Here is a 20,948-nt window from a genome sequence, read left to right as displayed (position 1 = left end):
TGATGCCGCGGTACCGCGGCAAGGTGTTGAGAAAATGAACGAATTGGTCAGTTACCTGCGCAAGGCGCGGGGAGGTGCGCGATGAATTACCGTCGTTTTCTGCGCGGTGCCAAGTTCTGGATCTGGGTCGTCCTGTTCGTGGCCTACTCGGCCGGCGCAGTCGGGGTGCTGCTGATAGACACCTATGAAAGCCGCTACCGGAACCTGTCCCAGGTCAAGCTGACCTCGGTGAAGGCCGACGCCGACGCCCGTCGTGCCGGCGCCAGCCAGGCGGCGGCGGTCTACCGCGCGCAGAGCGGCACGCCGTTTTCGACCTTGCCGGCCGGCAGCACCTTCCAGATCGTATGGCCCGACGGCTCGACCGAAACGGTGATGATTGTCGATCCGACCTCGCCGCTGGGCGTGGAGCCGGTCAAGGGCAGTGCGATCACCGCCGCCGATACCGGCGCGCAGTAGCCGGCAGCGGATCGCAGGCAAAGAAAAAGGCGGGTTACCCCGCCTTTTCCCTGTCGCCATGCGCTGATCAGGTCAGCGCGATGGACTGGTTCTTGCGCTCGGCCAGCCGCTTTTCCAGGTAGTGGATGTTCTGTCCACCGGCCTGGAAGCCCTTGTCGCGCATGATGCGCTGCTGCAGGGCCACGTTGGTCTTGATCCCGTCCACCACCATCTCGCTCAGTGCCACCCGCATGCGGGCGATGGCGGTGTCGCGGTCCGGGCCGTGCACGATCAGCTTGCCGATCATCGAGTCATAGTTGGCCGGCACGCGGTAGCCGCCGTAGATGTGCGTGTCCACGCGCACGCCCGGGCCGCCCGGCGGGTAGAAACCGGTGATGGTGCCGGGGCACGGGAAGAAGGTTTCCGGGTCCTCGGCGTTGATCCGGCACTCGATGGCGTGGCCATTGATCTGGATGTCGCTCTGCTTGATCGACAGCTTGTGGCCGGCGGCGATCTTCAGCTGCTCGGCGACCAGATCGATCCCGGTGATCATCTCCGTCACCGGATGCTCCACCTGGATGCGGGTGTTCATCTCGATGAAGTAGAAGCGGCCATTCTCGAACAGGAATTCGAAGGTGCCGGCGCCGCGGTAGCCGATGCGGATGCAGGCTTCCACGCAGACCTTGCCGATTTCCGCACGCAGTTCCGGGGTGATGCCCGGCGCCGGCGCTTCTTCCACCACCTTCTGGTGGCGGCGCTGCATCGAGCAGTCGCGTTCGCCCAGATGGATGGCGTTGCCCTGGCCGTCGGCCAGCACCTGGATCTCCACGTGGCGCGGGTTTTCCAGGAACTTCTCCATATAGACCATGTCGTTGCCGAACGCGGCCTTGGCTTCCTGCTTGGTGGTGGCGATGGCGTTGACCAGCGCGCCCTCGGTATGGACCACGCGCATGCCGCGGCCACCGCCGCCGCCGGCCGCCTTGACGATGACCGGATAGCCGATCTCGCGGGCGATCTTGACGTTGGTGGCCGGGTCTTCGCCCAGCGGGCCGCCCGAACCGGGCACGCACGGCACGCCGGCGGCCTTCATCGCGCGGATGGCTTCGACCTTGTCGCCCATCAGGCGGATGGTGTCCGCCCTGGGACCGATGAAGATGAAGCCGGACTCTTCCACGCGTTCGGCGAAGTTGGCGTTCTCGGAGAGAAAGCCGTAGCCGGGATGGATGGCCTGGGCGTCGGTGACCTCGGCCGCGGCGATGATCGCCGGGATGTTGAGGTAGCTGTCCGTGGACGGGGCCGGGCCGATGCAGACCGACTCGTCGGCCATGGCCACGTGCTTGAGGTTGCGGTCAACGGTGGAATGCACCGCGACCGTGCGGATGCCCAGGGTGTGGCAGGCGCGCAGGATACGCAGCGCGATCTCACCCCGGTTGGCGATAACGACCTTGTCGAGCATGGCCGGCGCCTCAGGCGATCACGAACAGCGGCTGGTCGAACTCGACCGGCTGGCCGTTCTCACCCAGGATCGCCACGACCGTACCGGCGACTTCGGCTTCGATCGGGTTGAACATCTTCATCGCCTCGATGATGGCCAGGGTCTCGCCGGCCTTGACCTGCTGGCCGACGCTGACGAAGGCCGGCTTGTCCGGCGAGGACGAGGCATAGAAGGTGCCGACCATCGGCGCGCGCTGCACGTGTCCGTCCGGCAGGGCGTTGCCCGGCTTGGCGGTACCGCCGGTGGAGGCCTCGGTCGGGCCGCTCATCGGCATGGCCGCGGCCGGTGCCGGGGCGGCGTAGACCGGAGCCGGCGCCGGGGCGGCATAGCCGGCCACCGGGGTGCGCGACAGGCGCACGGACTCTTCGCCTTCCTTGATCTCGATCTCGGCCAGATTCGACTCTTCCAGCAGGTCGATCAGTTTCTTGATTTTGCGCAGGTCCATTGAATACCTCGTTGGGTGGTGTTCGAAACCGTGGGCGTCAGGCGCCACGCGGTTCCGTGGAAAAGGGTCAGAGCCGCTGCAGGGCGGCGTCCATGGCGTAGCGGTAGCTGTCCGCGCCAAAGCCGCAGATCACCCCCACCGCCTTGTCGCTCAGATAGCTGTGGTGGCGGAATGGCTCGCGGCTGTGCGGGTTGGACAGGTGGATCTCGATAAAAGGGATCGCCACGGCGGCCAGCGCATCGCGCAGTGCCACCGAGGTGTGGGTGAAGGCGGCCGGATTGATCAGGATGAAGGCGGTACCGTCGGTACGGGCGGCCTGCACCCGGTCCACCAGCACATGTTCGGCATTGGACTGCAGGTGCTCGGTCGCATGCCCGGCCTGCTGCGCCTGCGTCATCAGCGCGGCGTCGATCTGGGCCAGCGTCGCGCTGCCGTAGACCTCGGGTTCGCGCGTACCCAGCAGATTCAGGTTGGGGCCGTGAAGGACCAGCAGTTTTGCCATGGGCCGCAGGGTTGGCAGGAAAGGGCGGCAGTGTGAGGGAAGCTGGCGATGCTGTCCAGTTCGACGAAATTAGCTTCGTTTTAATCGTTTGTTTGAATTTTTCTGGTGGCCACGCCGTGGTACTCCCGGCAGACGCTGCGGCAGGCAGAGCGCAGGGTGCAGGCGTCAACGGCGCGATCACCCGGATTACGAATCTGCGGGAAGTCGGCCTGTTCGCCGACGATCGCCGCCAGGCGGCCCCATCGCTCAGGGCAGCTGTGCCCAGCGCTCGATCTCGCCGGCTTTGAACGGGCCGAGTTTCTGCCTGACGATGCGCCCCTGCGCATCGACCAGCACGCTGTAGGGCAGCAGCCCTCGGGTGTTGCCAAGCCTGACGCTGGCGTCGGCCGGTCCCGGTGTGTCGAGCACGATCGGGTAGTACACCGGCACATTGCCCAGGAAGTCGAGCACGGCCTCGGGGCTGTCCAGGGCCAGGCCGAGCACCTGCGGGCCATTGTCGGCATGTTGGGCGGCAAAGCGTGCCAGTTCCGGCATTTCCTCGATGCACGGTGCGCACCAGCTGGCCCAGACGTTGATCAGCAGGGGGCGACCAAGGAACCGCCCGGGCAGTGGGGTGGGCATGCCGTCCAGGTCCGGCAGCGTCAGTGCCGGCATCGCGTCGCCTGGGACGGCGGCGTACACCGCCGGCGGTGCTGCCGGCAAGGGCGGTGGCGACGGAAGGGGATCGGTCCCGGGCCTGGTCAGCCACAGCCCGGCGCCGGTACCGGCCGCGGCGGCCAGGGCGATGACCACGGGCCAGGCCGGCCGGCGCATCTCAGCGGGCCGCCCGCAGCAGCGCGTCTTCGACGACGGCCTGGGTCAGTACGGTGGGCAGCACCCGCGGCGGCGCGCCCGGGCCGTAGACCACGTACAGCGGTACGCCCACGGCCTTGTGCTGCTCGAGGAAGGCGCTGATCTGCGGGTCGACATTGGTCCAGTCGCCGCGCATATACACCGCATCCAGGCGTTTGAGGGTGTCGCGGAAGGCGTCACGGTCCAGCACGTTGCGCTCGTTGGCCTTGCAGGTCACGCACCAGTCGGCGGTCATGTTGACCAGCACCACGCGGTTGTCGGCGCGCAGGCGGTCGAGCATTTCCGGCGAATACGCCACGGCGCCTTCGCTGGTGGCCTGCGCCGCCGGCGGAGCGAGACGGGTCACGGCCCAGACCGGAGCCAGCGCGGCCAGTACGATCAGCGCGCCCAGCGCCATGCCCGCGTGGCGGCTGTGCCAGCGGCTGCGCTCGAACCACCACAGACCCAGCGCCAGCAATGTCGCACCCGCCAGCAGCAGCGCCACCGCGTCGATGCCGCGCTGCTTGCCCAGCACCCACAGCAGCCAGATCGCGGTGAAATACATCGGGAAGGCCAGCACCTGCTTGAAGGTTTCCATCCATGCCCCGGGCTTGGGCAGGCGCCGTGCCAGGCGCGGGACGAAGCCGATCAGCAGGAACGGCAGCGCCAGTCCCAGGCCCAGGGCCAGGAACACCAGCATCGCCAGCAGCGGCGGGGCGGTGAAGGCATAGGCCAGTGCCGGGCCCATGAACGGGGCGATGCACGGACTGGCCACCACGCAGGCCAGTACGCCGGTGAAGAAATCACCGGCCGCCCCGCTGCGGTGGGCCAGCGACTGGCCGACGCCGCCGAGACGGCCGCCAAGCGTGAACACGCCCGACAGGCTCAGGCCGACCGCGAACATCAGATAGACCAGGGTGGCGATGAACCACGGATGCTGCAGCTGGAAGCCCCAGCCCGCCGCCTGGCCGGCTGCCCGCAGCGCCAGCACCAGCGCACCGATCGCGCTGAAGGCGACCAGCACCCCGAGCGTGTACCAGAGGGCATGACGGCGCGCGTGCAGGCGGCTTTCGCCACTCTGCGCCAGCCCCAGCACCTTCAGCGACAGTACCGGCAGCACGCAGGGCATCAGATTCAGGACCAGGCCCCCGAGCAGCGCCAGCGCCAGGATCCCCAGCAGCGCCGGGCGTGCGGTGGTGCCCGGTGGCTGGCTGCGCAGGCTGTTGTCGGCCGAGGCGTCCAGTGAAAGGGCGCCGGTACCCGGGTCGGCATTGGGGCGCATCACCAGCGGCTGCGGTGCGCCGGCTTCTGCCTGCTGCGGTGGCGTGGGGTCGAGGGCCGCGGCCGGCGCGGCCTTCTGTCCGCTGGGCAGCGGCGGGATCACCAGCGGTGCGACGACCGCCTCCTCGCGGGGCGAGACCCTACCGGCCGGCAGCGACAGGCGCACGCGCCGGGTCATCGGCGGATAGCAGATGCCATCGGTCTGGCAGCCCTGGAAAGTGGCCACCAGGGTGGCGCTGGTGGCCTCGGCGCGCTCGCGGCGCAGAGGTACCGGCACCTCGACCTGGTCGAAATAGACCACGACATTGCCGAAGTGCTCGTCGCGGTAGGGCTGGCCGGCCGGCCATTGCGGCTTGCCGGTGCGGATGCCCGCAGCGCCTTCCAGCGCCAGCGAGGTGCGGTCGCGATACAGGTAATAGCCGGGCGCCGGCGAGAAGCGCAGCAGCAGGCGGTTGCCGTCATCGACGATGGCTTCAAAGCCGAAGGCCTGTTCCGACGGCAGCGGCAGCTCCTGTGCCGCCGCCGCGCCGGGCAGCTTCAGGCCGCCGGTGTTGCGCGCCAGCGGGTTGAACAGGGGCGCGCCGGACCCGGCAGCGGCGCTGGATGCGGCGGCGCCGGGCAGTTTCACCTCGATGCTGCGTTTCTGCGGTGGATAGCACACCCCGGCATCGGCGCAGCCCTGGTAGCGCACTTCCAGGGTCACGCTGTCCGCGCCGGACTCGGCCGTGCCCGGCAGGGTGGCCCGCAGCTGCCGGTGGTAGGTCTCCACATCGCCGAAGAACTGGTCGTACTTCTTCTCGCCGGCGGGCATCTGCAAGGCGCCGGCGGTAAAGCCGGGGCCGGCCTTGACGCTGGTGCGGTGGCGGTAGAGGTAGTAGCCCGGGGCGATGTCCCAGCGCAGCTCGATCCGCTCGCGGCTGCCGGCCTCGGCCTTCAGGACGAAGGCCTGGTCGACCGGCAGCAGGTCCTTTTCATCCAGGGCCAGGGCGGGCAGGGCGCACAGGGACAGCAGGCACAGCGCGGTCAAACGTTGGAACAACATCATCGATCAGGTTTCCTCCCGGGTCTGGGCCCGGATCCAGTCCAGATACGCCGGCAGGCCGGCGTCCGGGGAGACCACCAGGATCTCCGGCAATTCATAGGGGTGCTGCTGGACGATAGCAGCGGACAGGGCGTCCAGCCGCTCGGCGCAGGTCTTGATCAGCAGCTGCACCTCCTGCGCCTGCTCGATCTGTCCCTGCCAGCGGTACACAGACTGCATCGGCGGCAACAAGTTCACGCAGGCGGCCAGCCGCTGCTCCACCAGGTGGCGGGCCAGCGATTGCGCAGTCACAGTGTCCGGGCAGGTGCAAAAGACCAGTCTTACGTCCATGCGGGCATTGTCGCAGAAGCGTCGCCCCCACTTTCAAAGAGGAGTTCCAATACCGTTGTCACCGCTTGCATGTTGCGGCAAGTCACAGTTTCTGTAGGCGTGTTTCACCTGCGATGAAAGGCCGGATCACTGGCGACTGGCGCCGTTGGGTGACGTATGCACCGCTGGTTGGCACGCAACAGGAGGCGGCTTCCGGAAACGACGCACCGCACGGGGATTCACGCTGATCGAGTTGATGGTGGTGGCGATCCTTACCATCCTCGCGGCCATCGCGCTGCCGGCCTATCCGAACCCTGTACTGCGCAGCAAAATCCGCAGGGCGGAAAGTGCCAGGGGCTGTGCGTCCTGCCATCTGCTGTGATGCAGTGTCGCCGGCGGGCGTGACCCACGGTTCGGTCCACGGGTCCCGCTACCCCTGATATTCAAGAAGCAGTCCAGCCCTGCGGCCGGGCGGCGATTTCTCTCTTGCTATGGCGTGGCCCGCTTGTCCCCCGGGCCGCGCCATTTTTTTCTTGCAGCCCTTGAAAGCCTCCGGGCGGGCCCCATCTCGCAGTCATGCCCGTTCGACGGGCGTTTTTACGCGTGGCACCTATATCGCCGGCAAAGCGGTCGGGTTCCGCCGAAGTTTTCAGGCCAATCAATAACTTAAGAGGTCTTTTCATGAGCATCAAGCCGCTTCACGACCGCGTTGTGGTCAAGCCGATCGAAGCCGAGGAAGTTTCCGCCGGCGGCATCCTGATCCCGGATTCGGCCAAGGAAAAGTCCACCAAGGGTGAAGTCGTGGCCGTGGGCCCGGGCAAGCCGCTGGACAACGGCTCGGTGCGTGCGCCGTCGCTGAAGGTTGGTGACAAGGTCATCTACGGCCAGTACGCCGGTTCGACCTACAAGGCCGATGGCGTCGAGTACAAGGTCCTGCGCGAAGACGACATCCTCGCCATCGTCGGCTGAGCGCGTCTTCCCACCTGATCCACCCCCAGACACTCTTATATTTACTGAGGTAACAGCACATGGCAGCTAAAGACATCCGTTTCGGTGAAGACGCCCGTTCGCGCATGGTGCGCGGCGTCAACACGCTCGCCAATGCCGTCAAGGCCACCCTGGGCCCGAAGGGCCGCAATGTCGTGCTCGAAAAGAGCTTCGGCGCCCCGACCATCACCAAGGACGGTGTGTCCGTGGCCAAGGAGATCGAACTGGCTGACAAGTTCGAGAACATGGGCGCGCAGATGGTGAAGGAAGTCGCTTCCCGCACCAACGACGATGCCGGTGACGGCACCACCACCGCCACCGTGCTGGCCCAGGCCCTGATCCGTGAAGGCGCCAAGGCTGTGGCCGCCGGCATGAACCCGATGGACCTCAAGCGCGGTATCGACAAGGCCGTGGTTGCCGCCGTCGCCGAGCTGAAGAACATCTCCAAGCCGACCGCTGACGACAAGGCCATCGCCCAGGTCGGTACCATCTCGGCCAACTCGGACGAGTCGATCGGCAACATCATCGCCGAAGCGATGAAGAAGGTCGGCAAGGAAGGCGTGATCACCGTCGAGGAAGGCTCGGGTCTGGAGAACGAGCTGGACGTGGTGGAAGGCATGCAGTTCGACCGCGGCTACCTGTCGCCGTACTTCATCAACAACCAGCAGGCGCAGACCGCCGATCTGGACGATCCGTTCGTGCTGCTGCACGACAAGAAGATCTCCAACGTGCGTGACCTGCTGCCGGTGCTGGAAGGCGTCGCCAAGGCCGGCAAGCCGCTGCTGATCATCGCCGAGGACATCGAAGGCGAAGCGCTGGCGACCCTGGTGGTCAACACCATCCGCGGCATCGTCAAGGTCGTGGCCGTCAAGGCCCCGGGCTTCGGCGACCGTCGCAAGGCGATGCTGGAAGACATGGCCGTGCTGACCGGCGGCACCGTGATCTCCGAGGAAGTGGGCCTGTCGCTGGACAAGGCCACGATCAAGGACCTGGGCCGCGCCAAGAAGGTGCAGGTCTCCAAGGAGAACACCACGATCATCGACGGCGCCGGTGATGTCGCCGCCATCGAGGCCCGTGTTGGCCAGATTAAGACCCAGATCGAGGACACCTCCTCCGATTACGACCGCGAGAAGCTGCAGGAACGCGTGGCCAAGCTGGCCGGCGGCGTGGCCGTGATCAAGGTCGGTGCCTCGACCGAAATCGAAATGAAGGAAAAGAAGGACCGCGTCGATGACGCCCTGCACGCGACCCGTGCGGCGGTGGAAGAAGGTGTGGTCCCGGGCGGCGGTGTGGCGCTGGTGCGTGCGGTTGCCGCGCTGGCCGGTCTGAAGGGCAACAACGAAGACCAGAACCACGGCATCCAGATCGCGCTGCGTGCGATGGAAGCGCCGCTGCGCGAAATCGTCGCCAACGCCGGTGAAGAGCCGTCCGTGATCGTCAACAAGGTCAAGGAAGGCAAGGGCAACTTCGGTTACAACGCCGCCAACGGCGAGTTTGGCGACATGATCGAGTTCGGCATCCTGGATCCGACCAAGGTGACCCGTTCGGCCCTGCAGAACGCCGCCTCGATCGCCGGCCTGATGATCACCACCGAAGCGATGGTGGCCGAGGCGCCGAAGAAGGACGAGCCGGCCATGGGCGCCGGTGGCATGGGCGGCATGGGTGGCATGGGCGGTATGGACTTCTAAGTCCGCCGCAGCCTCACCGCTGCTGATGTACGCAAAACCCCGCCGCGAGGCGGGGTTTTGTTTTGTCTGCGCTGTGCGGTTGCCGCCGCGTCAGCCGCGCAGCTGCGCGCTGGCCCATTGCACGATGCTGCTGGCGGGCATCGCGCCGGACTGGCGTGCGATCTCGTGACCGCCCTGGATCAACACCATGGTCGGGATGCTGCGGATGCCGAAGCGGGAGGCGATCGCCGGTTCGGCCTCGGTATCGACTTTGCCCAGGCGCATGCGTGGTTCCAGCTGCGCGGCCGCCTTGGTGAACTCCGGCGCCATCTGCCGGCACGGGCCGCACCAGCCCGCCCAGAAATCCACCAGCAGCGGAATCTGCGAGCGGCTGGCATGGGCCTCGAACGCGGCGCTGTTCAACGCCAGCGGCGTGGCGGTGAACAGCGGCCGGTGGCATCGCCCGCAGGCCGGTGCCTGTCCCAGGCGCGCGCCGGGGACGCGGTTGATGGCATGGCAGTGCGGGCAGGCGATCTGCAGCAATCCCGTGGTGTCGTTGTTCATCGCAGCGGTCAGGAACGCGGTGAGCGGCGGTGCAGTATGCCCCCGTTGCGGTGAACTTCTTATCGCTGCTGCTTTATGAAGATAGATCCTGCGGAGAAGAACACGATGGTGCCGGACCCAAGGTGTCCGTTGCCCCTGAAACTGTCGCATCGCACAAAAAACCGTGTTATCAATGCTCCCCATGAACGCAGCCCGCGCCAGCTTTTACTTCTGGTATTACTTTCCCAAGCCGCTGGCGGAGGAAGGACTGCGCTCACCCTGAAGAAACTTTCAGATGCATTCCCGAAAAGCCGCCAGCGAACCTGGCGGCTTTTTTCATGCCGCCACGCTGGGGCAGAACCATTCACTCGTATTGAACTGGAGACCCCCATGCCCCCCCACACCGACGATCTTCGCATCCGCAAACTTGAACCGCTGACCTCGCCGGCGCAGTTGCTGGCGTTGCTGCCCTGCGATGAACAGGCCTCGCAGACCGTGGCCGATGCCCGCGCCGCGCTGCACCGCATCCTGCACGGCCAGGACGACCGGCTCGCGGTGGTGGTGGGCCCCTGCTCGATCCACGATCCGGTGGCGGCAATGGAATACGCCCAGCGCCTGCGTCCGCTGCGCGATGCGCTCAGTGGTGAACTCGAGATCGTCATGCGCGTGTACTTCGAAAAGCCGCGTACCACGGTGGGCTGGAAGGGCCTGATCAACGATCCGGACCTGGATGGCAGCTTCAACATCAACAAGGGCCTGCGCGTGGCGCGCGGCCTGCTGCGTGATATCAACCGCCTTGGTCTGCCGGCCGGCGTGGAGTTTTTGGACGTGATCTCGCCGCAGTACATCGCCGATCTGGTGGCGTGGGGCGCGATCGGCGCGCGCACCACCGAAAGCCAGGTGCACCGCGAGCTGGCCTCGGGGCTGTCGTGCCCGGTGGGTTTCAAGAACGGCACCACCGGTGATGTGAAGATCGCTGCCGATGCGGTCGGCGCGGCCTCGCACCCGCACCACTTCCTGTCGGTGACCAAGGAGGGCGGCACCGCCATCGTCGCCACCCAGGGCAACCCGGACTGCCATGTGATCCTGCGCGGCGGCAAGGCCCCGAACTACGACGCCGCCAGTGTGCAGGCCGCCGGCGACGTGCTGGCCAAGTCGCAGCTGCCGGCGCGGTTGATGATCGATGCCAGCCATGCCAACAGCAGCAAGAAGCCGGAGAACCAGCCCAAGGTGATCGATGACGTCGCGATGCAGGTGGAAGCGGGCGAGCAGCGCATCGTCGGGGTGATGATCGAAAGCCATCTGGTTGCCGGGCGCCAGGAGCTTATCGAAGGCCAGCCGCTGGTCTATGGGCAGAGCATCACCGATGGCTGCATCGACTGGGACAGCACCGTGCAGGTGCTGGAGCGTCTGGCCGAGGCGGTGCGTGCGCGCCGGCGCGTGCAGCTGGAGGCGGCGGCCTGAGCCTTGTGTGACGTCCCTACTGGTGCACGGGAGCCTGCCGCAGTAGTTTACGCAGCCGGAGGCGCGAGGCTTCCGGTCTGCTGTGGCGATGGGACAACGGACCTCCCCCGGCAGGAAGCCGATCAGTTCACCGTTCCAGGGAGAAGGAAGTGATGCGTACCCGTATGTGCAGTGTGGTGTTGGCAATGGCGCTGGTTCCGGCGATGGCGGTGGCCGCCAGGAAGCCGGTCGAGGATTCGGGCAGTGGTTGCCTGCAGAACCTGTCGGTGACCGGCGGTTTCAGCTCCGGCAAGCAGTTCCTGGCCTCGACCGACCACGAAGGCCTGGGCTATGCGGAAGTCTTCGCCAAGACGGTGGCCGCGATCGAGGCCGAAGGCATGGTCGGCATCTACCCGAACGAGCGCACCGGCTATATCGCCGCGGAAAATCCGGTCACCGGCGGGGGCGGCGCCACCGTGCCACTGCGCACCACCGTGCGCCGCCAGGACGATGGCAGCGTGCGCGTGGAAGTGCGATTCAGCACCAAGGGCGGGCAGATGACCTCGAACAAGGCCGTGGGCGCGGGCATGTGCAAGATCGCCGACGCCGCCAGCCTGTGATGTAGGCCTGCAACGCCTGTGCGCACCGCCAGCTGGTTCCTGTATCTGCTCGAATGCCGTGACGGCAGCTACTACGCGGGTATCAGCACCGATGTGGAGGCGCGCTTCCAGGCGCACCGCGCCGGCAAGGGCGCGCGTTACACCCGCGCGCATCCACCGCTGCGGATCCTGGCCAGCCGCCCCTATGCCGACCGCTCCGCCGCCTCGCGCGCGGAATGGCAGATCAAACAGTTGCCGCGCGAGCGCAAGCTGGCCTGGCTGGAGCGGCAGGAGGATTGAGGTAGAGTCGGCTGCGCGGTGGCGGTGGCTGATCGCCGCCGTGTCCGGTTGTCCGGACCTTCCGCCCTGCCTGCGGCAGCGCGGGGGCCGGGAGCCGGCCTCATCCTCAACGCGGGGGAATTGCGATGGCAGGTTGGTACGAGTTGGACAAGAGCAGTGACGGCCAGTTCTATTTCGTGCTCAAGGCGGGCAACGCCGAGGTGATCCTCACCAGCGAGCGCTACAGCACGCGGACCGCGGCCGAGAACGGTATCGCCTCGGTGCAGCACAACAGCCCCGACGAGGCGCGCTACGAGCGCAAGACCGCCAGCGACGGGCGCTACCACTTCAATCTCAAGGCCGCCAATCACCAGGTGATCGGCAGCAGCCAGCTGTATGCCTCGCAGGCGGCACGCGAAGCGGGCATCACCAGCGTCAAGGGCAATGGCCCCAGCACTACCATCAAGGACAGAACGGCGGTCTGAGCGCGATCTGCGGTCTTTGCCAGAAACGAAAAGCCCGGCGTTGCGCCGGGCTTTTTAGTTGAAGCGCGCTGAAAGGACTCAGCCCTTCATGCTGCCGGTGTCGAGCCAGCGCTGGTGCCAGGACAAGGCTTCGGGCAGCAGGTGCGGAGTGTGCTTGCCGTAGCTGTCGCGGCTGGCGCGGTCGAAATAATCGTTGAGCTGGTCGCGGAAATCCGGATGCGCGCAGTTGTCGATCAGCACGCGGGCGCGCTTGCGCGGGGTCAGGCCGCGCAGGTCGGCCAGGCCCTGTTCGGTGACGATGATCGACACGTCGTGCTCGGTGTGGTCGACGTGACTGGCCATCGGCACGATCGCCGAGATGGTGCCGTTCTTGGCCGTGGACGGGCTCAGGAACGTGGACAGGAAGCCGTTGCGGGCGAAGTCGCCGGAGCCGCCGATGCCGTTCATGATGCGGCTGCCCATCACGTGGGTGGAATTCACGTTGCCGTAGATGTCCACCTCGATCATGCCGTTCATGCCGATGCAGCCCAGGCGGCGCACCAGTTCCGGATGGTTGGAGATCTCCTGTGTGCGCATGATGATGCGCTGGCGGTAGAAATCGATGTTGCGCTTGAACTCCTCGTTGGCTTCCGGGCTCAGCGCGAAGCCGGTGCACGAGGCGTAACTGAGCACGCCGGACTTGAGCAGGTCGAGCATGCCGTCCTGGATCACCTCGGTGAAGGCGGCCAGGTCGCGGAAACCGCTCTTGGCCAGCCCGGCCAGCACCGCGTTGGGGATGTTGCCCACGCCGGACTGCAGCGGCAGCAGGTTGGCCGGCAACCGGCCCTGCTTGACCTCGTGCTTGAGGAAGTCGATCAGGTGCGCGGCGATCATCTCGCTGGTGGCATCGATCGGGCTGAACGGGCTGTTGCGGTCCGGGCCGTGGGTACGCACCACCGCGACGATCTTGTCCGGATCGCAGTGCAGCGAGGTGTCGCCGATGCGGTCGTTGGCGCTGACCAGCGGGATCGGCTTGCGGTGCGGCGGCAGCGCGGTGCCGTAGTAGATGTCGTGCATGCCATCGACGCCGGCCGGCTGCCAGTCGTTGACCTCGATGATCACCTTCTTGGCCAGGTCCAGCCAGGTCTTGTTGTTGCCCACCGAGGTGGACGGCACCAGCGAGCCGTCCTCGCGGATCGCCGAGACCTCGATCACCGCGGTGTCGATCTCGCCATAGAAGCCGAACCAGACATGCTGGGCGACGTGGCTGAGGTGGATGTCGATGTAGTCGAGCTTGCCTTCGTTGATGCGCGTGCGGGCATCGGGATCGCTCTGGAACGGCATGCGCATGGCGATGCCGTCGGCCTTGGCCAGCGCGCCATCCAGCTCCGGTGCGGTCGAGGCGCCGGTCAGCAGCTTGATCTGGAACGGCAGGCCGTCGGCATGCACCTGTTCGATGCGCTTGGCCAGCGCCAGCGGCACGGCCTTGGGATAGCCGGAGCCGGTGAAACCGCTCATGGCAACAGTTTCGCCCGGCTGGATCAGGGCGGCAGCGGCTTCGGCAGAAACCACGCGGTCACGCAGACGCGCGTCGAGAATACGTTCGACAGACATGACGACAAGTTTTCGTAGGGGACACGGGATTATCGCGGATCGGACGCGGGGATGTTGTCCGACCTTGGTGGGATGGCGCGGGCCGCCGGAATGCTTCTGTACTGCCGGGTATTGTTTTGCACTGCAGCGTGCAAGTTGCTTCCGATCCCCGCACGATCGCCCTGCATCCCGACGTGGGGGAGGGAGCAAAGCCCGCTGGCAGTTCGCTGCCAGCGGGCTTTTTTATTGTCTTTTCGCGGCAGATCGCGACCGCAGTTGGCAGCGGATGCCAGAATTGGCGCATGAGTCCAATCGCCCCCGCATTGCCTGAATCCGTCCTTCCGGTCGTCGACCGCGCCCTGGCCCGCCTGCGGCTGGCTGTCCCTGATCCGTCGCATTGGCCGCCCTCGGCCGCCTTCGACGCCGGCCTGCGACAGCTGGCGGTGGCCAGCGATTTCGCCATCGACACCCTGTGCCGGCAGCCGGAACTGCTGCGCTGGCTGGCCGACGGCGCCGCTGTGCCGCTGCCGCCACCGGTGCTGGACCCGCTGCAGTCCAGCGCCTGGCCGACCCGGCTGCGCCGCTACCGCGCGGCGGTTTCCACCGCCCTGGTCTGGCGCGATCTGCTCGGTCTGGACGAGGTGGAGGCGACGCTGGCCGGTGCCACCGCGCTGGCCGAGGACTGCCTGCAGCTGGCACTGGCCGCGCTGGAGCAGGAGTTCGCCCAGCGCCATGGCGTGGTCCGTGCCGCCGATGGCAGCGTGCAGCGGCTGGTGGTGTTCGGGCTGGGCAAGCTCGGTGGCGGCGAGCTGAATTTCTCCTCCGATATCGATCTGGTCTATGCCTACCCGGAAGGAGGCGAGTCTGATGGCGCCCGCCCGCTGGCGGCCGAGGAGTATTTCGCCCGGCTCGGCCAGCGGCTGGCACGGCTGCTGGATGAAACCACCGCCGAAGGCTTCTGCCATCGCGTCGATCTGCGCCTGCGCCCGTTCGGCAGCGCCGGACGGGTGGCGTTGTCATTTGCCGCGATGGACCAGTATTTCCAGCGCGAGGGCCGCGACTGGGAGCGCTATGCGTGGATCAAGGCGCGCGCGGTGGCCGGCGATATCGCCGCCGGCGAGGCGTGGCTGCAGACGCTGCGGCCGTTCGTCTATCGCCGCTATCTGGATTTCACCGCGCTCGACGGCCTGCGCGAGATGAAGGCCGCGATCACCGCCGAGGTCGCGCGCAAGGACCGGCTGGACGACATCAAGCGCGGCCCGGGCGGCATCCGCGAGATCGAGTTCCTGGCCCAGGCGCTGCAGCTGATCCGTGGTGGCCGCGAAGCGGCACTGCGCGAACGGCGCCTGCTGCCGGCGCTGCGCGCGCTGGTCGAGGCCGGGCAGATGGCTGCCGGCGATGGCCAGGACCTGATCGACGCCTACCGCTTCCTGCGGCGGCTGGAGAACCGCCTGCAGATGCTGCGCGACGCGCAGACCCACGCGCTGCCGGTCGATCCGCTGGACCGCGAACGCATCGCGCTGGGTCTGGGCTATGCCGGTTGGGAGGCGCTGCTGCGCGATCTGGACGGACAGCGGCAGCGGGTAGCCACCGAGTTCGACGCGCTGCTGGCGCCGCGCCAGGGCCAGGCTGCGCCCGATGCGCTGGCCAGCTACTGGCGGGTGCTGCCCGGCGGCGGCAGTGCCGAGGTGTTGGCCGACGCCGGCTTCGCCGATGCCACCGGCGCGGACCAGTCCTTGCGCGAGTTCGCCCAGTCGCTGGGGGTGAAGTCGCTGTCCGACGCGGCGCGGGCGCGGCTGGACCGGGTGCTGCCGGCGCTGCTGCACGCCGCCACCCGCTCGCCGCAGCCCGATGCCGCGCTGCGCCGCGTGCTCGGCCTGCTGCAGGCGATCCTGCGCCGCACCAGCTATCTGGCGCTGCTGGACGAGCAGCCCAGCGCGCTGGAACGGCTGGTCAACGTGCTGGCGCGCAGCGCGCTGCTGTCCGAGCGTCTGGTGGGTTTCCCGCTGCTGCTGGACGAGCTGCTCGATACCCGCGTGGCAGGGCCGATGCCACAGCTGCAGGACATGCACGACGCCTGCGCGCAGGCGCTGACCCTCGACGATCCGGAAGCGGCGCTGCGCATGCTCAACGAGGTGCGGCTGGCGTTGAGCTTCCGCATGGCGCTGGCCTTCCACGATGGCCGCCAGCCGGCGGTGGACTGCACCCGGCAGCTGGCGCAGCTGGCCGACGCGGTGGTGGTGACGGTGCTGGAAATGGCCCGCGCCGACCTGGTCGCCACGCATGGCGAAGTGCCCGGCGGGCGCTTTGCGATCATCGGTTACGGCAGCCTCGGCGGGCTGGAGCTGGGCTTCGGCTCGGATCTGGATCTGGTGTTCCTGTACGACCACCCGGCCGGGGTGGATGCCAGTGATGGCGGCCGGCCGCTGGAAAGCGGGCGCTGGTTCGCGCGGCTGGCGCAGAAGGTGATGGCGCTGCTGGCCGCGGTCACCGCCGCCGGCCGCCTGTACGACATCGACGTGCGGCTGCGCCCGGATGGCGGCAAGGGCGCGCTGGTGTCCTCGCTGGCCAGCTACACCGACTACCAGCGCGAGCGCGCCTGGACCTGGGAGCACCAGGCGCTGGTGCGCGCCCGCGCGATCGCCGGCGAGCCCTCGCTGCTGGCCGATTTCGAACAGGTGCGCGCGGCCACGCTGGGCCGGGTGCGCGACCACGACATGCTGTTTGCCGATGTGCTGAAGATGCGCGCGCGCATGCGTACCGAGCTGGACCGCAGCGACGCGGCGCGGCTGGATCTGAAGCAGGGCGCCGGCGGGCTGGTGGATCTGGAGTTCGTGCTGCAGACCGGGGTGCTGGCGCAGGCGGCCGGCCATCCGGCGCTGTACGAGCCGCGCGAGACCCCGTTCCTGATCGCGGCACTGGCCGCGGCCGGCTGGCTGCCCGGCACTACCGCGGTGGCGCTGCACGACGCCCATGCCACGTTGCTCGATGCCGGGCTGCGCTGCACGCTGGACCGGCGGCCGCGCATCACCGCGCCTACCCCGGAAATCGAAGCGGCGTGCGCGGCGATCACCGCCGCGGCCATCGCCCAGGGCTTGCCGTTCGAACCGGGCAAAGCCGCGCTGTAGGTCTCACTCCTTGGCCCGGTGGTGCTGCCGGGCGGTCGGCTCAGCGGGTGCCGGGCTGGCCGCGCAGCGGCGCCATCTTCCACAGCAGGGCGCGGAACGGGGCCAGCAGGCACACGCCGATGGCCAGCTTCACCGCCAGGTCACCGGCCGCCCAGCTGACCCACGGCAGCTGCGAGCCGGCGAAGGCGATCGACCAGAAGATCGCCGTATCCACCGTGGCGCTGCAGGTGGTGGCCACCATCGGCGCCCGCCACCAGTTGCCGGCGCGCAGCCGGTCGAACACGGTGATGTCCAGCAGCTGGGCGACGATGAACGCCGAGCACGAGGCCACCGCGATGCGCGGCGTGGCGATCCAGATCGACAGCAGCACCGCCACCGCGAACCCGGCCCACGCCACGCGGCGCGCGGCGCGCGGGCCGAAGCGGCGGTTGATCAGGTTGCTGACCAGGAACGCGACCGGATAGCTGAACGCGCCCCAGGTCAGCCAGTCGTTGATCGGGTACTGCACCAGCACGTTCGAGCCGAGCACGACGATGCCCATGGCCAGCACGGCCAGCAGCAGCGAGGGGAGGGTTAACGGGGCGAAGCGGATCGGCGGATTCGGGGACATGGCAGAGCGCAGGCGGCAACGCCGCAAGGCGCCGCGGAACAGGAAAGGAAGAGTGGCCGCGCCGGAGCCGGCGGGCGCAAGGGGGCGGCCATTGTACCGGTCCGGCCTTTACCGCTCTTCACCGCAGCGGTCCGCTTCCCCGGCCGGGCTGTGTGGCCCGGCCTGGAGGCTTACAGCGTCGTGGTACGGCTGTCCCCGGCCGCCTCGATGGTCGGCACGAAGGTCAGCACCGCGCCGTCCTCGGCGCGCAGCATCCAGCCCGCGCCCTGCGGACTCGGGGTGAAGGCCACGGTCTGGCCGGGCACGAAGTTGGCCGCCGGGTTGTCCTGCCGCTGCGGCCATTGCAGAAGGGCGGTGTTTTCCGGATTGGCCGGGTCTTGCAGGGAAACGCTGCGGCCACCGTCGGCGGTCTGGGCGATGTCCTTCACCTGCATGTCCGGCAGCGGCCCGGCGCTGGTCCGGCGCTTGCCCTCGTGCGGTTTGCTGGAGGCCTTGGACAGGTCGGCCACGCTGCGCACGCCGGTGACCGACAGGTACAACGGCCCGGACACCACCATCATCGCGCTCACGCCGGTGATCAGCACCGAGGCCTGCGAGCCGGTCATGTCGTCGCCGGCCTGCGCCGGAGATGCGGGAAGCGCCAGGGCCAGGGCGCAGGTCAGGGCGGTAGCGGCAAGCAGGGATTTCATGCGGTTCTCCTGGGGTTACGGGGAAGAAGATGCGGCGGGTGCAGCGATGCGCTGGTGGGCGATGCTCAGCTCGCGCTCCAGCGCGCCGTGTTGGTGCAGGAAATCGAACACCGATTCCACCGTCACCACCGAATAGTTGCCGGAAACGCGTTCGCTGGCCGGATGATCGGTGACGGCCACGTTGTCGGCGAACAGGCGCGCCCCCAGCCGTTTGCCCAGACCGATATGCAGGCGTGAGGGCCTGAAGTCCTTGTGCTTGAGCCAGGCCAGTGCGGCGTCGCGGTTGCCCAGCGTGCGGCCGTCTTCGACCTGCGCCATCGCCGCGGCGGTCACTTCCAGAATCCACTGGTTGGAGTTCTGGTAGTCGCTGCCGCCGGGCCAGGCCAGCATGCTGTAGCGCGGCTGGTGCAGGGCGCGGGCCGCTGCGGCTTCGCCGGCCAGCAGCTGCCTGAGCGCGGCCTGCACGGCCGGCTTGGGAATGCCCACGCGCAGGTCGGTGCTGATCGCACTTTCACCGAGCAGATTGACCAGCCCTTCGCGGTACAGGTCCGACGAGCCGGATTTGCAGCGGTTCAGCAGGTGCAGCACATCCCAGCTCCCGGCTTCGTTGCGGACCAGAAACGCCAGATGGCTGTGGCGCAGGCCGTACCTGCGCAGGTCCTGGCCGCCGCGCGCGGCGATGGCCACCTCCACCCCGGGCAGCGCATCGAGGGTGTCGGCGGTGATGGCGGCCATGTCGAACATCGCCGCGATCGTGGTCGGCGGCGGGTAGCGCGGGGTGCAGGTCGGCGGCTGTGCGTTCGCCACTGGGGCCAGCGTGGCGATACCCAGCGCCAGCACTAGGGGGAAACGGTGGTTCATCGGGGGGCATCCTTGCAGGCAAACTGTAAAAGACCGTTACAGGCCGAGGCGGGCCTTGACCTCGGCGGCGATGCGCGGGGTTTCGCGCAAGGGTTCGATCGGGTCTGCCGGGTCGGCGTCCAGCGCGGCCAGACCCTCCAGCAGCCGGCCGCGTTCGACCAGCGATTGCTGGAACCGTGCCATCCGTCCCTGCGCGCGCCGGCCCAGCAGCACGCCCACCGGCACCCGGGTGGCGCAGGCCTCGGACAGCAGGTTCACCGAGTCCGGCGTGCAGACCACGCGGTCGGCCCAGCCCAGCAGCCCGGCGTACGGATTGGAACCGTCACCGCCATCGCTCCAGATCACCCCCGGCACATCGTCGAAAGCGTGCAGCAGCGCTTGGGTCACCGCGCGCGGGGTACGCCGCGAGGTGGTGGCCAGCACGCTGCCGCCCTCGGCGCGCACCTGCGCGGCCAGCGCCTGGAACAGCGGCACGATCTCGCGCTGCTGCCACGGCGCGTGGTCGGTGGGGCCGCCGACCAGCAGCGCGGTGCGCGGCCCGGGCAGGTGTTCGAAACTGGAGAAGGCCGCGCGGCCGCAGGCCAGCCAGTCGTCGGTGACCGGGTTCAGGCTGCCCAGCAGGGTCAGCACGTTGTCGCCGCGCAGGCGGTCGTGGTCCGGGGTGATCACCAGATCCCAGTGGCGCGGGTGGATACGCGGATCGAGGATCTGCACCGTGCGCGTGCCATTCCGGCCCAACACCCGCAGCGCGCCGGCCGCCTGGCGGCCGCAGCCGATCGCCAGTCCGGGTTGCGCGGCGGCCATCCGCTCGAAGCCTGCACCAAAGCCGCCCGTGGCGCCGGGCAGCAAGCGCGGTGCCAGCCAGCGCCACGGTGCCCGCGGTTCCAGCTGCAGCCGTTGCTGGCCGCCCAGACGCAACGCCGATGCCAACGCGACCGCTTGGCGGACGTTGCCGGCGCGGCCGTCGGTGATCGTCCAGGGAAGCGTCGATCGTTTCGCGTTTGGCATCAATTCGTTTCAGTAAGGCCGGGTGTTGCATCAGTCGTGGCGCTCTACACTGCGTCCACTCGTCGTGTCATTGTCCGGGCCTTTCCGGCCCAGCGCCACGACCGTAGCCAATTCACCACGGAGTTTCCATGTCCGACATCTTCAACGATGCCGCGCTCGACCAGCTGTTCCGCACCGCCCGCACCCAGAACACGTTCCAGGACCGCCCGGTTGAAGACAGCCAGCTGCGCGCGCTGTACGACCTGGTGAAGTGGGCGCCGACCTCGGCCAACGCCAGCCCGGCACGCTTTGTGTTCGTCAAATCCGCCGAGGCCAAGCAGAAGCTGGCGCCGGCGCTGTCCGAAGGCAATCTGGCCAAGACCCTGGCCGCGCCGGTCACGGCGATCATCGGGTTTGACCTGGATTTCCACGAGAAGCTGCCGTACCTGTTTCCGCACACCGATGCCAAGAGCTGGTTCGATGGCCCGCGTGAGGGTCGCCACGAGGCCGCGTTCCGCAACGGCAGCCTGCAGGGCGCCTACCTGATCCTGGCCGCGCGCGCGCTGGGCCTGGATGCCGGTCCGATGTCCGGCTTCGACAACGCCAAGGTCGATGAGGCGTTCTTTGCCGGCACCGCGATCAAGTCCAACTTCCTGGTCAACCTGGGCTATGGCGATCCGTCCGGGCTGTTCCCGCGTTTGCCGCGCCTGTCCTTCGATGAAGCCGCGCGCATCGAGTAAGTGTTCCATCGCCGGCGG

The 20,948-nt window shown here is 67.9% G+C and carries 21 protein-coding genes and 1 pseudogene; 10 read left to right on the top strand and 12 right to left on the bottom strand.

Annotation, left to right across the window (positions count from 1 at the left end; translation table 11 throughout):
* Positions 1-81: 81 nt before the first annotated feature.
* Complete coding sequence (locus ARC78_RS03790) at positions 82-456, top strand: hypothetical protein (RefSeq protein ID WP_054660428.1); 375 nt, start codon at positions 82-84, stop codon at positions 454-456.
* A gap of 67 nt (positions 457-523) precedes the next feature.
* On the opposite strand, the gene accC is transcribed toward ARC78_RS03790, so the two are convergent.
* From accC to cutA, 6 genes are all read right to left on the bottom strand, one after another.
* Positions 524-1,891, bottom strand: coding sequence for an acetyl-CoA carboxylase biotin carboxylase subunit (gene accC, locus ARC78_RS03785; protein ID WP_054660431.1), 1,368 nt, complete (start codon positions 1,889-1,891; stop codon positions 524-526).
* 10 nt (positions 1,892-1,901) lie between these two features.
* Positions 1,902-2,375, bottom strand: a complete 474-nt coding sequence (gene accB / locus ARC78_RS03780) for an acetyl-CoA carboxylase biotin carboxyl carrier protein (RefSeq protein WP_057505770.1) — start codon at positions 2,373-2,375, stop codon at positions 1,902-1,904.
* A 67-nt stretch (positions 2,376-2,442) separates the two neighbouring features.
* The gene (gene aroQ, locus ARC78_RS03775; RefSeq protein WP_054660863.1) at positions 2,443-2,877 is read right to left on the bottom strand and encodes a type II 3-dehydroquinate dehydratase; all 435 of its coding nucleotides are present in this window, start codon (positions 2,875-2,877) and stop codon (positions 2,443-2,445) included.
* A 246-nt stretch (positions 2,878-3,123) separates the two neighbouring features.
* A complete protein-coding gene (locus ARC78_RS03770; protein WP_057505769.1) occupies positions 3,124-3,690 on the bottom strand; it encodes a TlpA disulfide reductase family protein in 567 nt (188 codons plus the stop codon).
* A 1-nt stretch (position 3,691) separates the two neighbouring features.
* Positions 3,692-6,034 carry a protein-disulfide reductase DsbD family protein gene (locus ARC78_RS03765; protein WP_057505768.1) on the bottom strand — a complete coding sequence of 781 codons (2,343 nt, stop codon included), beginning with the start codon at positions 6,032-6,034 and terminating at the stop codon, positions 3,692-3,694.
* A gap of 3 nt (positions 6,035-6,037) precedes the next feature.
* The gene (gene cutA, locus ARC78_RS03760; RefSeq protein ID WP_054658667.1) at positions 6,038-6,361 is read right to left on the bottom strand and encodes a divalent-cation tolerance protein CutA; all 324 of its coding nucleotides are present in this window, start codon (positions 6,359-6,361) and stop codon (positions 6,038-6,040) included.
* Positions 6,362-6,506: 145 nt separating this feature from the next.
* On the opposite strand from cutA, the pseudogene ARC78_RS17005 reads away from it, so the two are divergent.
* The 3 genes and pseudogenes from ARC78_RS17005 to groL form a co-directional block, all read left to right on the top strand.
* Positions 6,507-6,674: pseudogene (locus tag ARC78_RS17005) on the top strand (type IV pilin protein); the annotation flags it as partial.
* 347 nt (positions 6,675-7,021) lie between these two features.
* Positions 7,022-7,309: a co-chaperone GroES gene (locus tag ARC78_RS03755; protein WP_054658669.1), complete on the top strand. Its 288-nt coding sequence runs from the start codon at positions 7,022-7,024 to the stop codon at positions 7,307-7,309.
* A gap of 59 nt (positions 7,310-7,368) precedes the next feature.
* Positions 7,369-9,015 carry a chaperonin GroEL gene (gene groL, locus ARC78_RS03750; RefSeq protein WP_057505767.1) on the top strand — a complete coding sequence of 549 codons (1,647 nt, stop codon included), beginning with the start codon at positions 7,369-7,371 and terminating at the stop codon, positions 9,013-9,015.
* A 90-nt stretch (positions 9,016-9,105) separates the two neighbouring features.
* Here the strand turns inward: groL and trxC are convergent, their stop codons facing one another.
* Entirely contained in the window at positions 9,106-9,558 is a 453-nt protein-coding gene (gene trxC / locus ARC78_RS03745) for a thioredoxin TrxC (protein WP_057505766.1), read from the bottom strand.
* A gap of 369 nt (positions 9,559-9,927) precedes the next feature.
* Between trxC and ARC78_RS03740 the strand changes: the two genes are divergently transcribed.
* The 4 genes from ARC78_RS03740 (at position 9,928) to ARC78_RS03725 (ending at position 12,343) form a co-directional block, all read left to right on the top strand.
* Positions 9,928-11,001 (top strand): 3-deoxy-7-phosphoheptulonate synthase, encoded by a 1,074-nt coding sequence (locus ARC78_RS03740; RefSeq protein ID WP_054658671.1) that lies wholly within the window; start codon positions 9,928-9,930, stop codon positions 10,999-11,001.
* Between the two features lie 152 nt (positions 11,002-11,153).
* On the top strand, positions 11,154-11,600 hold the full coding sequence (locus tag ARC78_RS03735; RefSeq protein WP_145974271.1) for a hypothetical protein: 447 nt from the start codon (positions 11,154-11,156) through the stop codon (positions 11,598-11,600).
* A gap of 18 nt (positions 11,601-11,618) precedes the next feature.
* A complete protein-coding gene (locus ARC78_RS03730; RefSeq protein WP_054658675.1) occupies positions 11,619-11,879 on the top strand; it encodes a GIY-YIG nuclease family protein in 261 nt (86 codons plus the stop codon).
* Between the two features lie 125 nt (positions 11,880-12,004).
* The gene (locus tag ARC78_RS03725) at positions 12,005-12,343 is read left to right on the top strand and encodes a YegP family protein (protein ID WP_057505765.1); all 339 of its coding nucleotides are present in this window, start codon (positions 12,005-12,007) and stop codon (positions 12,341-12,343) included.
* Between the two features lie 78 nt (positions 12,344-12,421).
* On the opposite strand, the gene scpC is transcribed toward ARC78_RS03725, so the two are convergent.
* Positions 12,422-13,936, bottom strand: coding sequence for a succinyl-CoA:acetate CoA-transferase ScpC (scpC, locus tag ARC78_RS03720; protein WP_057505764.1), 1,515 nt, complete (start codon positions 13,934-13,936; stop codon positions 12,422-12,424).
* 281 nt (positions 13,937-14,217) lie between these two features.
* On the opposite strand from scpC, the gene glnE reads away from it, so the two are divergent.
* Positions 14,218-17,043, top strand: a complete 2,826-nt coding sequence (gene glnE, locus ARC78_RS03715; RefSeq protein ID WP_057505763.1) for a bifunctional [glutamate--ammonia ligase]-adenylyl-L-tyrosine phosphorylase/[glutamate--ammonia-ligase] adenylyltransferase — start codon at positions 14,218-14,220, stop codon at positions 17,041-17,043.
* A 40-nt stretch (positions 17,044-17,083) separates the two neighbouring features.
* Here the strand turns inward: glnE and ARC78_RS03710 are convergent, their stop codons facing one another.
* The 4 genes from ARC78_RS03710 to ARC78_RS03695 all read right to left on the bottom strand — a co-directional run bounded on the left by ARC78_RS03710 (position 17,084) and on the right by ARC78_RS03695 (position 20,211).
* Positions 17,084-17,653: a queuosine precursor transporter gene (locus ARC78_RS03710; protein ID WP_057505762.1), complete on the bottom strand. Its 570-nt coding sequence runs from the start codon at positions 17,651-17,653 to the stop codon at positions 17,084-17,086.
* Positions 17,654-17,823: 170 nt separating this feature from the next.
* Entirely contained in the window at positions 17,824-18,342 is a 519-nt protein-coding gene (locus ARC78_RS03705) for a hypothetical protein (protein ID WP_054660880.1), read from the bottom strand.
* A 15-nt stretch (positions 18,343-18,357) separates the two neighbouring features.
* Positions 18,358-19,203 (bottom strand): DUF2145 domain-containing protein, encoded by an 846-nt coding sequence (locus ARC78_RS03700; protein WP_057505761.1) that lies wholly within the window; start codon positions 19,201-19,203, stop codon positions 18,358-18,360.
* A gap of 36 nt (positions 19,204-19,239) precedes the next feature.
* Positions 19,240-20,211: a mitochondrial fission ELM1 family protein gene (locus tag ARC78_RS03695; protein WP_057505760.1), complete on the bottom strand. Its 972-nt coding sequence runs from the start codon at positions 20,209-20,211 to the stop codon at positions 19,240-19,242.
* A 128-nt stretch (positions 20,212-20,339) separates the two neighbouring features.
* Between ARC78_RS03695 and ARC78_RS03690 the strand changes: the two genes are divergently transcribed.
* Positions 20,340-20,930 carry a malonic semialdehyde reductase gene (locus ARC78_RS03690; RefSeq protein ID WP_057505759.1) on the top strand — a complete coding sequence of 197 codons (591 nt, stop codon included), beginning with the start codon at positions 20,340-20,342 and terminating at the stop codon, positions 20,928-20,930.
* Positions 20,931-20,948 lie beyond the last annotated feature (18 nt).

Origin of the sequence: Stenotrophomonas pictorum JCM 9942, assembly GCF_001431585.1 — a bacterium.
Classification (GTDB): Bacteria; Pseudomonadota; Gammaproteobacteria; order Xanthomonadales; family Xanthomonadaceae; genus Stenotrophomonas; species Stenotrophomonas pictorum.
The sequence above is the reverse complement of the archived record's forward strand: the minus strand, read 5'-3'. Positions and strand labels throughout refer to the sequence as shown.

What these genes read in the sequence shown, in the direction of transcription:
- ARC78_RS03740 (WP_054658671.1), top strand. Translation starts at nt 9,928, where the DNA reads ATGCCCCCCCACACCGACGATCTTCGCATCCGCAAACTTGAACCGCTG.
- ARC78_RS03700 (WP_057505761.1), bottom strand. Translation starts at nt 19,203, where the DNA reads ATGAACCACCGTTTCCCCCTAGTGCTGGCGCTGGGTATCGCCACGCTG.
- ARC78_RS03755 (WP_054658669.1), top strand. Translation starts at nt 7,022, where the DNA reads ATGAGCATCAAGCCGCTTCACGACCGCGTTGTGGTCAAGCCGATCGAA.
- ARC78_RS03735 (WP_145974271.1), top strand. Translation starts at nt 11,154, where the DNA reads ATGCGTACCCGTATGTGCAGTGTGGTGTTGGCAATGGCGCTGGTTCCG.
- trxC (WP_057505766.1), bottom strand. Translation starts at nt 9,558, where the DNA reads ATGAACAACGACACCACGGGATTGCTGCAGATCGCCTGCCCGCACTGC.
- ARC78_RS03770 (WP_057505769.1), bottom strand. Translation starts at nt 3,690, where the DNA reads ATGCGCCGGCCGGCCTGGCCCGTGGTCATCGCCCTGGCCGCCGCGGCC.
- cutA (WP_054658667.1), bottom strand. Translation starts at nt 6,361, where the DNA reads ATGGACGTAAGACTGGTCTTTTGCACCTGCCCGGACACTGTGACTGCG.
- accC (WP_054660431.1), bottom strand. Translation starts at nt 1,891, where the DNA reads ATGCTCGACAAGGTCGTTATCGCCAACCGGGGTGAGATCGCGCTGCGT.
- accB (WP_057505770.1), bottom strand. Translation starts at nt 2,375, where the DNA reads ATGGACCTGCGCAAAATCAAGAAACTGATCGACCTGCTGGAAGAGTCG.
- ARC78_RS03690 (WP_057505759.1), top strand. Translation starts at nt 20,340, where the DNA reads ATGTCCGACATCTTCAACGATGCCGCGCTCGACCAGCTGTTCCGCACC.
- groL (WP_057505767.1), top strand. Translation starts at nt 7,369, where the DNA reads ATGGCAGCTAAAGACATCCGTTTCGGTGAAGACGCCCGTTCGCGCATG.
- ARC78_RS03705 (WP_054660880.1), bottom strand. Translation starts at nt 18,342, where the DNA reads ATGAAATCCCTGCTTGCCGCTACCGCCCTGACCTGCGCCCTGGCCCTG.
- ARC78_RS03765 (WP_057505768.1), bottom strand. Translation starts at nt 6,034, where the DNA reads ATGATGTTGTTCCAACGTTTGACCGCGCTGTGCCTGCTGTCCCTGTGC.
- ARC78_RS03710 (WP_057505762.1), bottom strand. Translation starts at nt 17,653, where the DNA reads ATGTCCCCGAATCCGCCGATCCGCTTCGCCCCGTTAACCCTCCCCTCG.
- ARC78_RS03725 (WP_057505765.1), top strand. Translation starts at nt 12,005, where the DNA reads ATGGCAGGTTGGTACGAGTTGGACAAGAGCAGTGACGGCCAGTTCTAT.
- scpC (WP_057505764.1), bottom strand. Translation starts at nt 13,936, where the DNA reads ATGTCTGTCGAACGTATTCTCGACGCGCGTCTGCGTGACCGCGTGGTT.
- glnE (WP_057505763.1), top strand. Translation starts at nt 14,218, where the DNA reads ATGAGTCCAATCGCCCCCGCATTGCCTGAATCCGTCCTTCCGGTCGTC.
- ARC78_RS03790 (WP_054660428.1), top strand. Translation starts at nt 82, where the DNA reads ATGAATTACCGTCGTTTTCTGCGCGGTGCCAAGTTCTGGATCTGGGTC.
- aroQ (WP_054660863.1), bottom strand. Translation starts at nt 2,877, where the DNA reads ATGGCAAAACTGCTGGTCCTTCACGGCCCCAACCTGAATCTGCTGGGT.
- ARC78_RS03695 (WP_057505760.1), bottom strand. Translation starts at nt 20,211, where the DNA reads ATGCCAAACGCGAAACGATCGACGCTTCCCTGGACGATCACCGACGGC.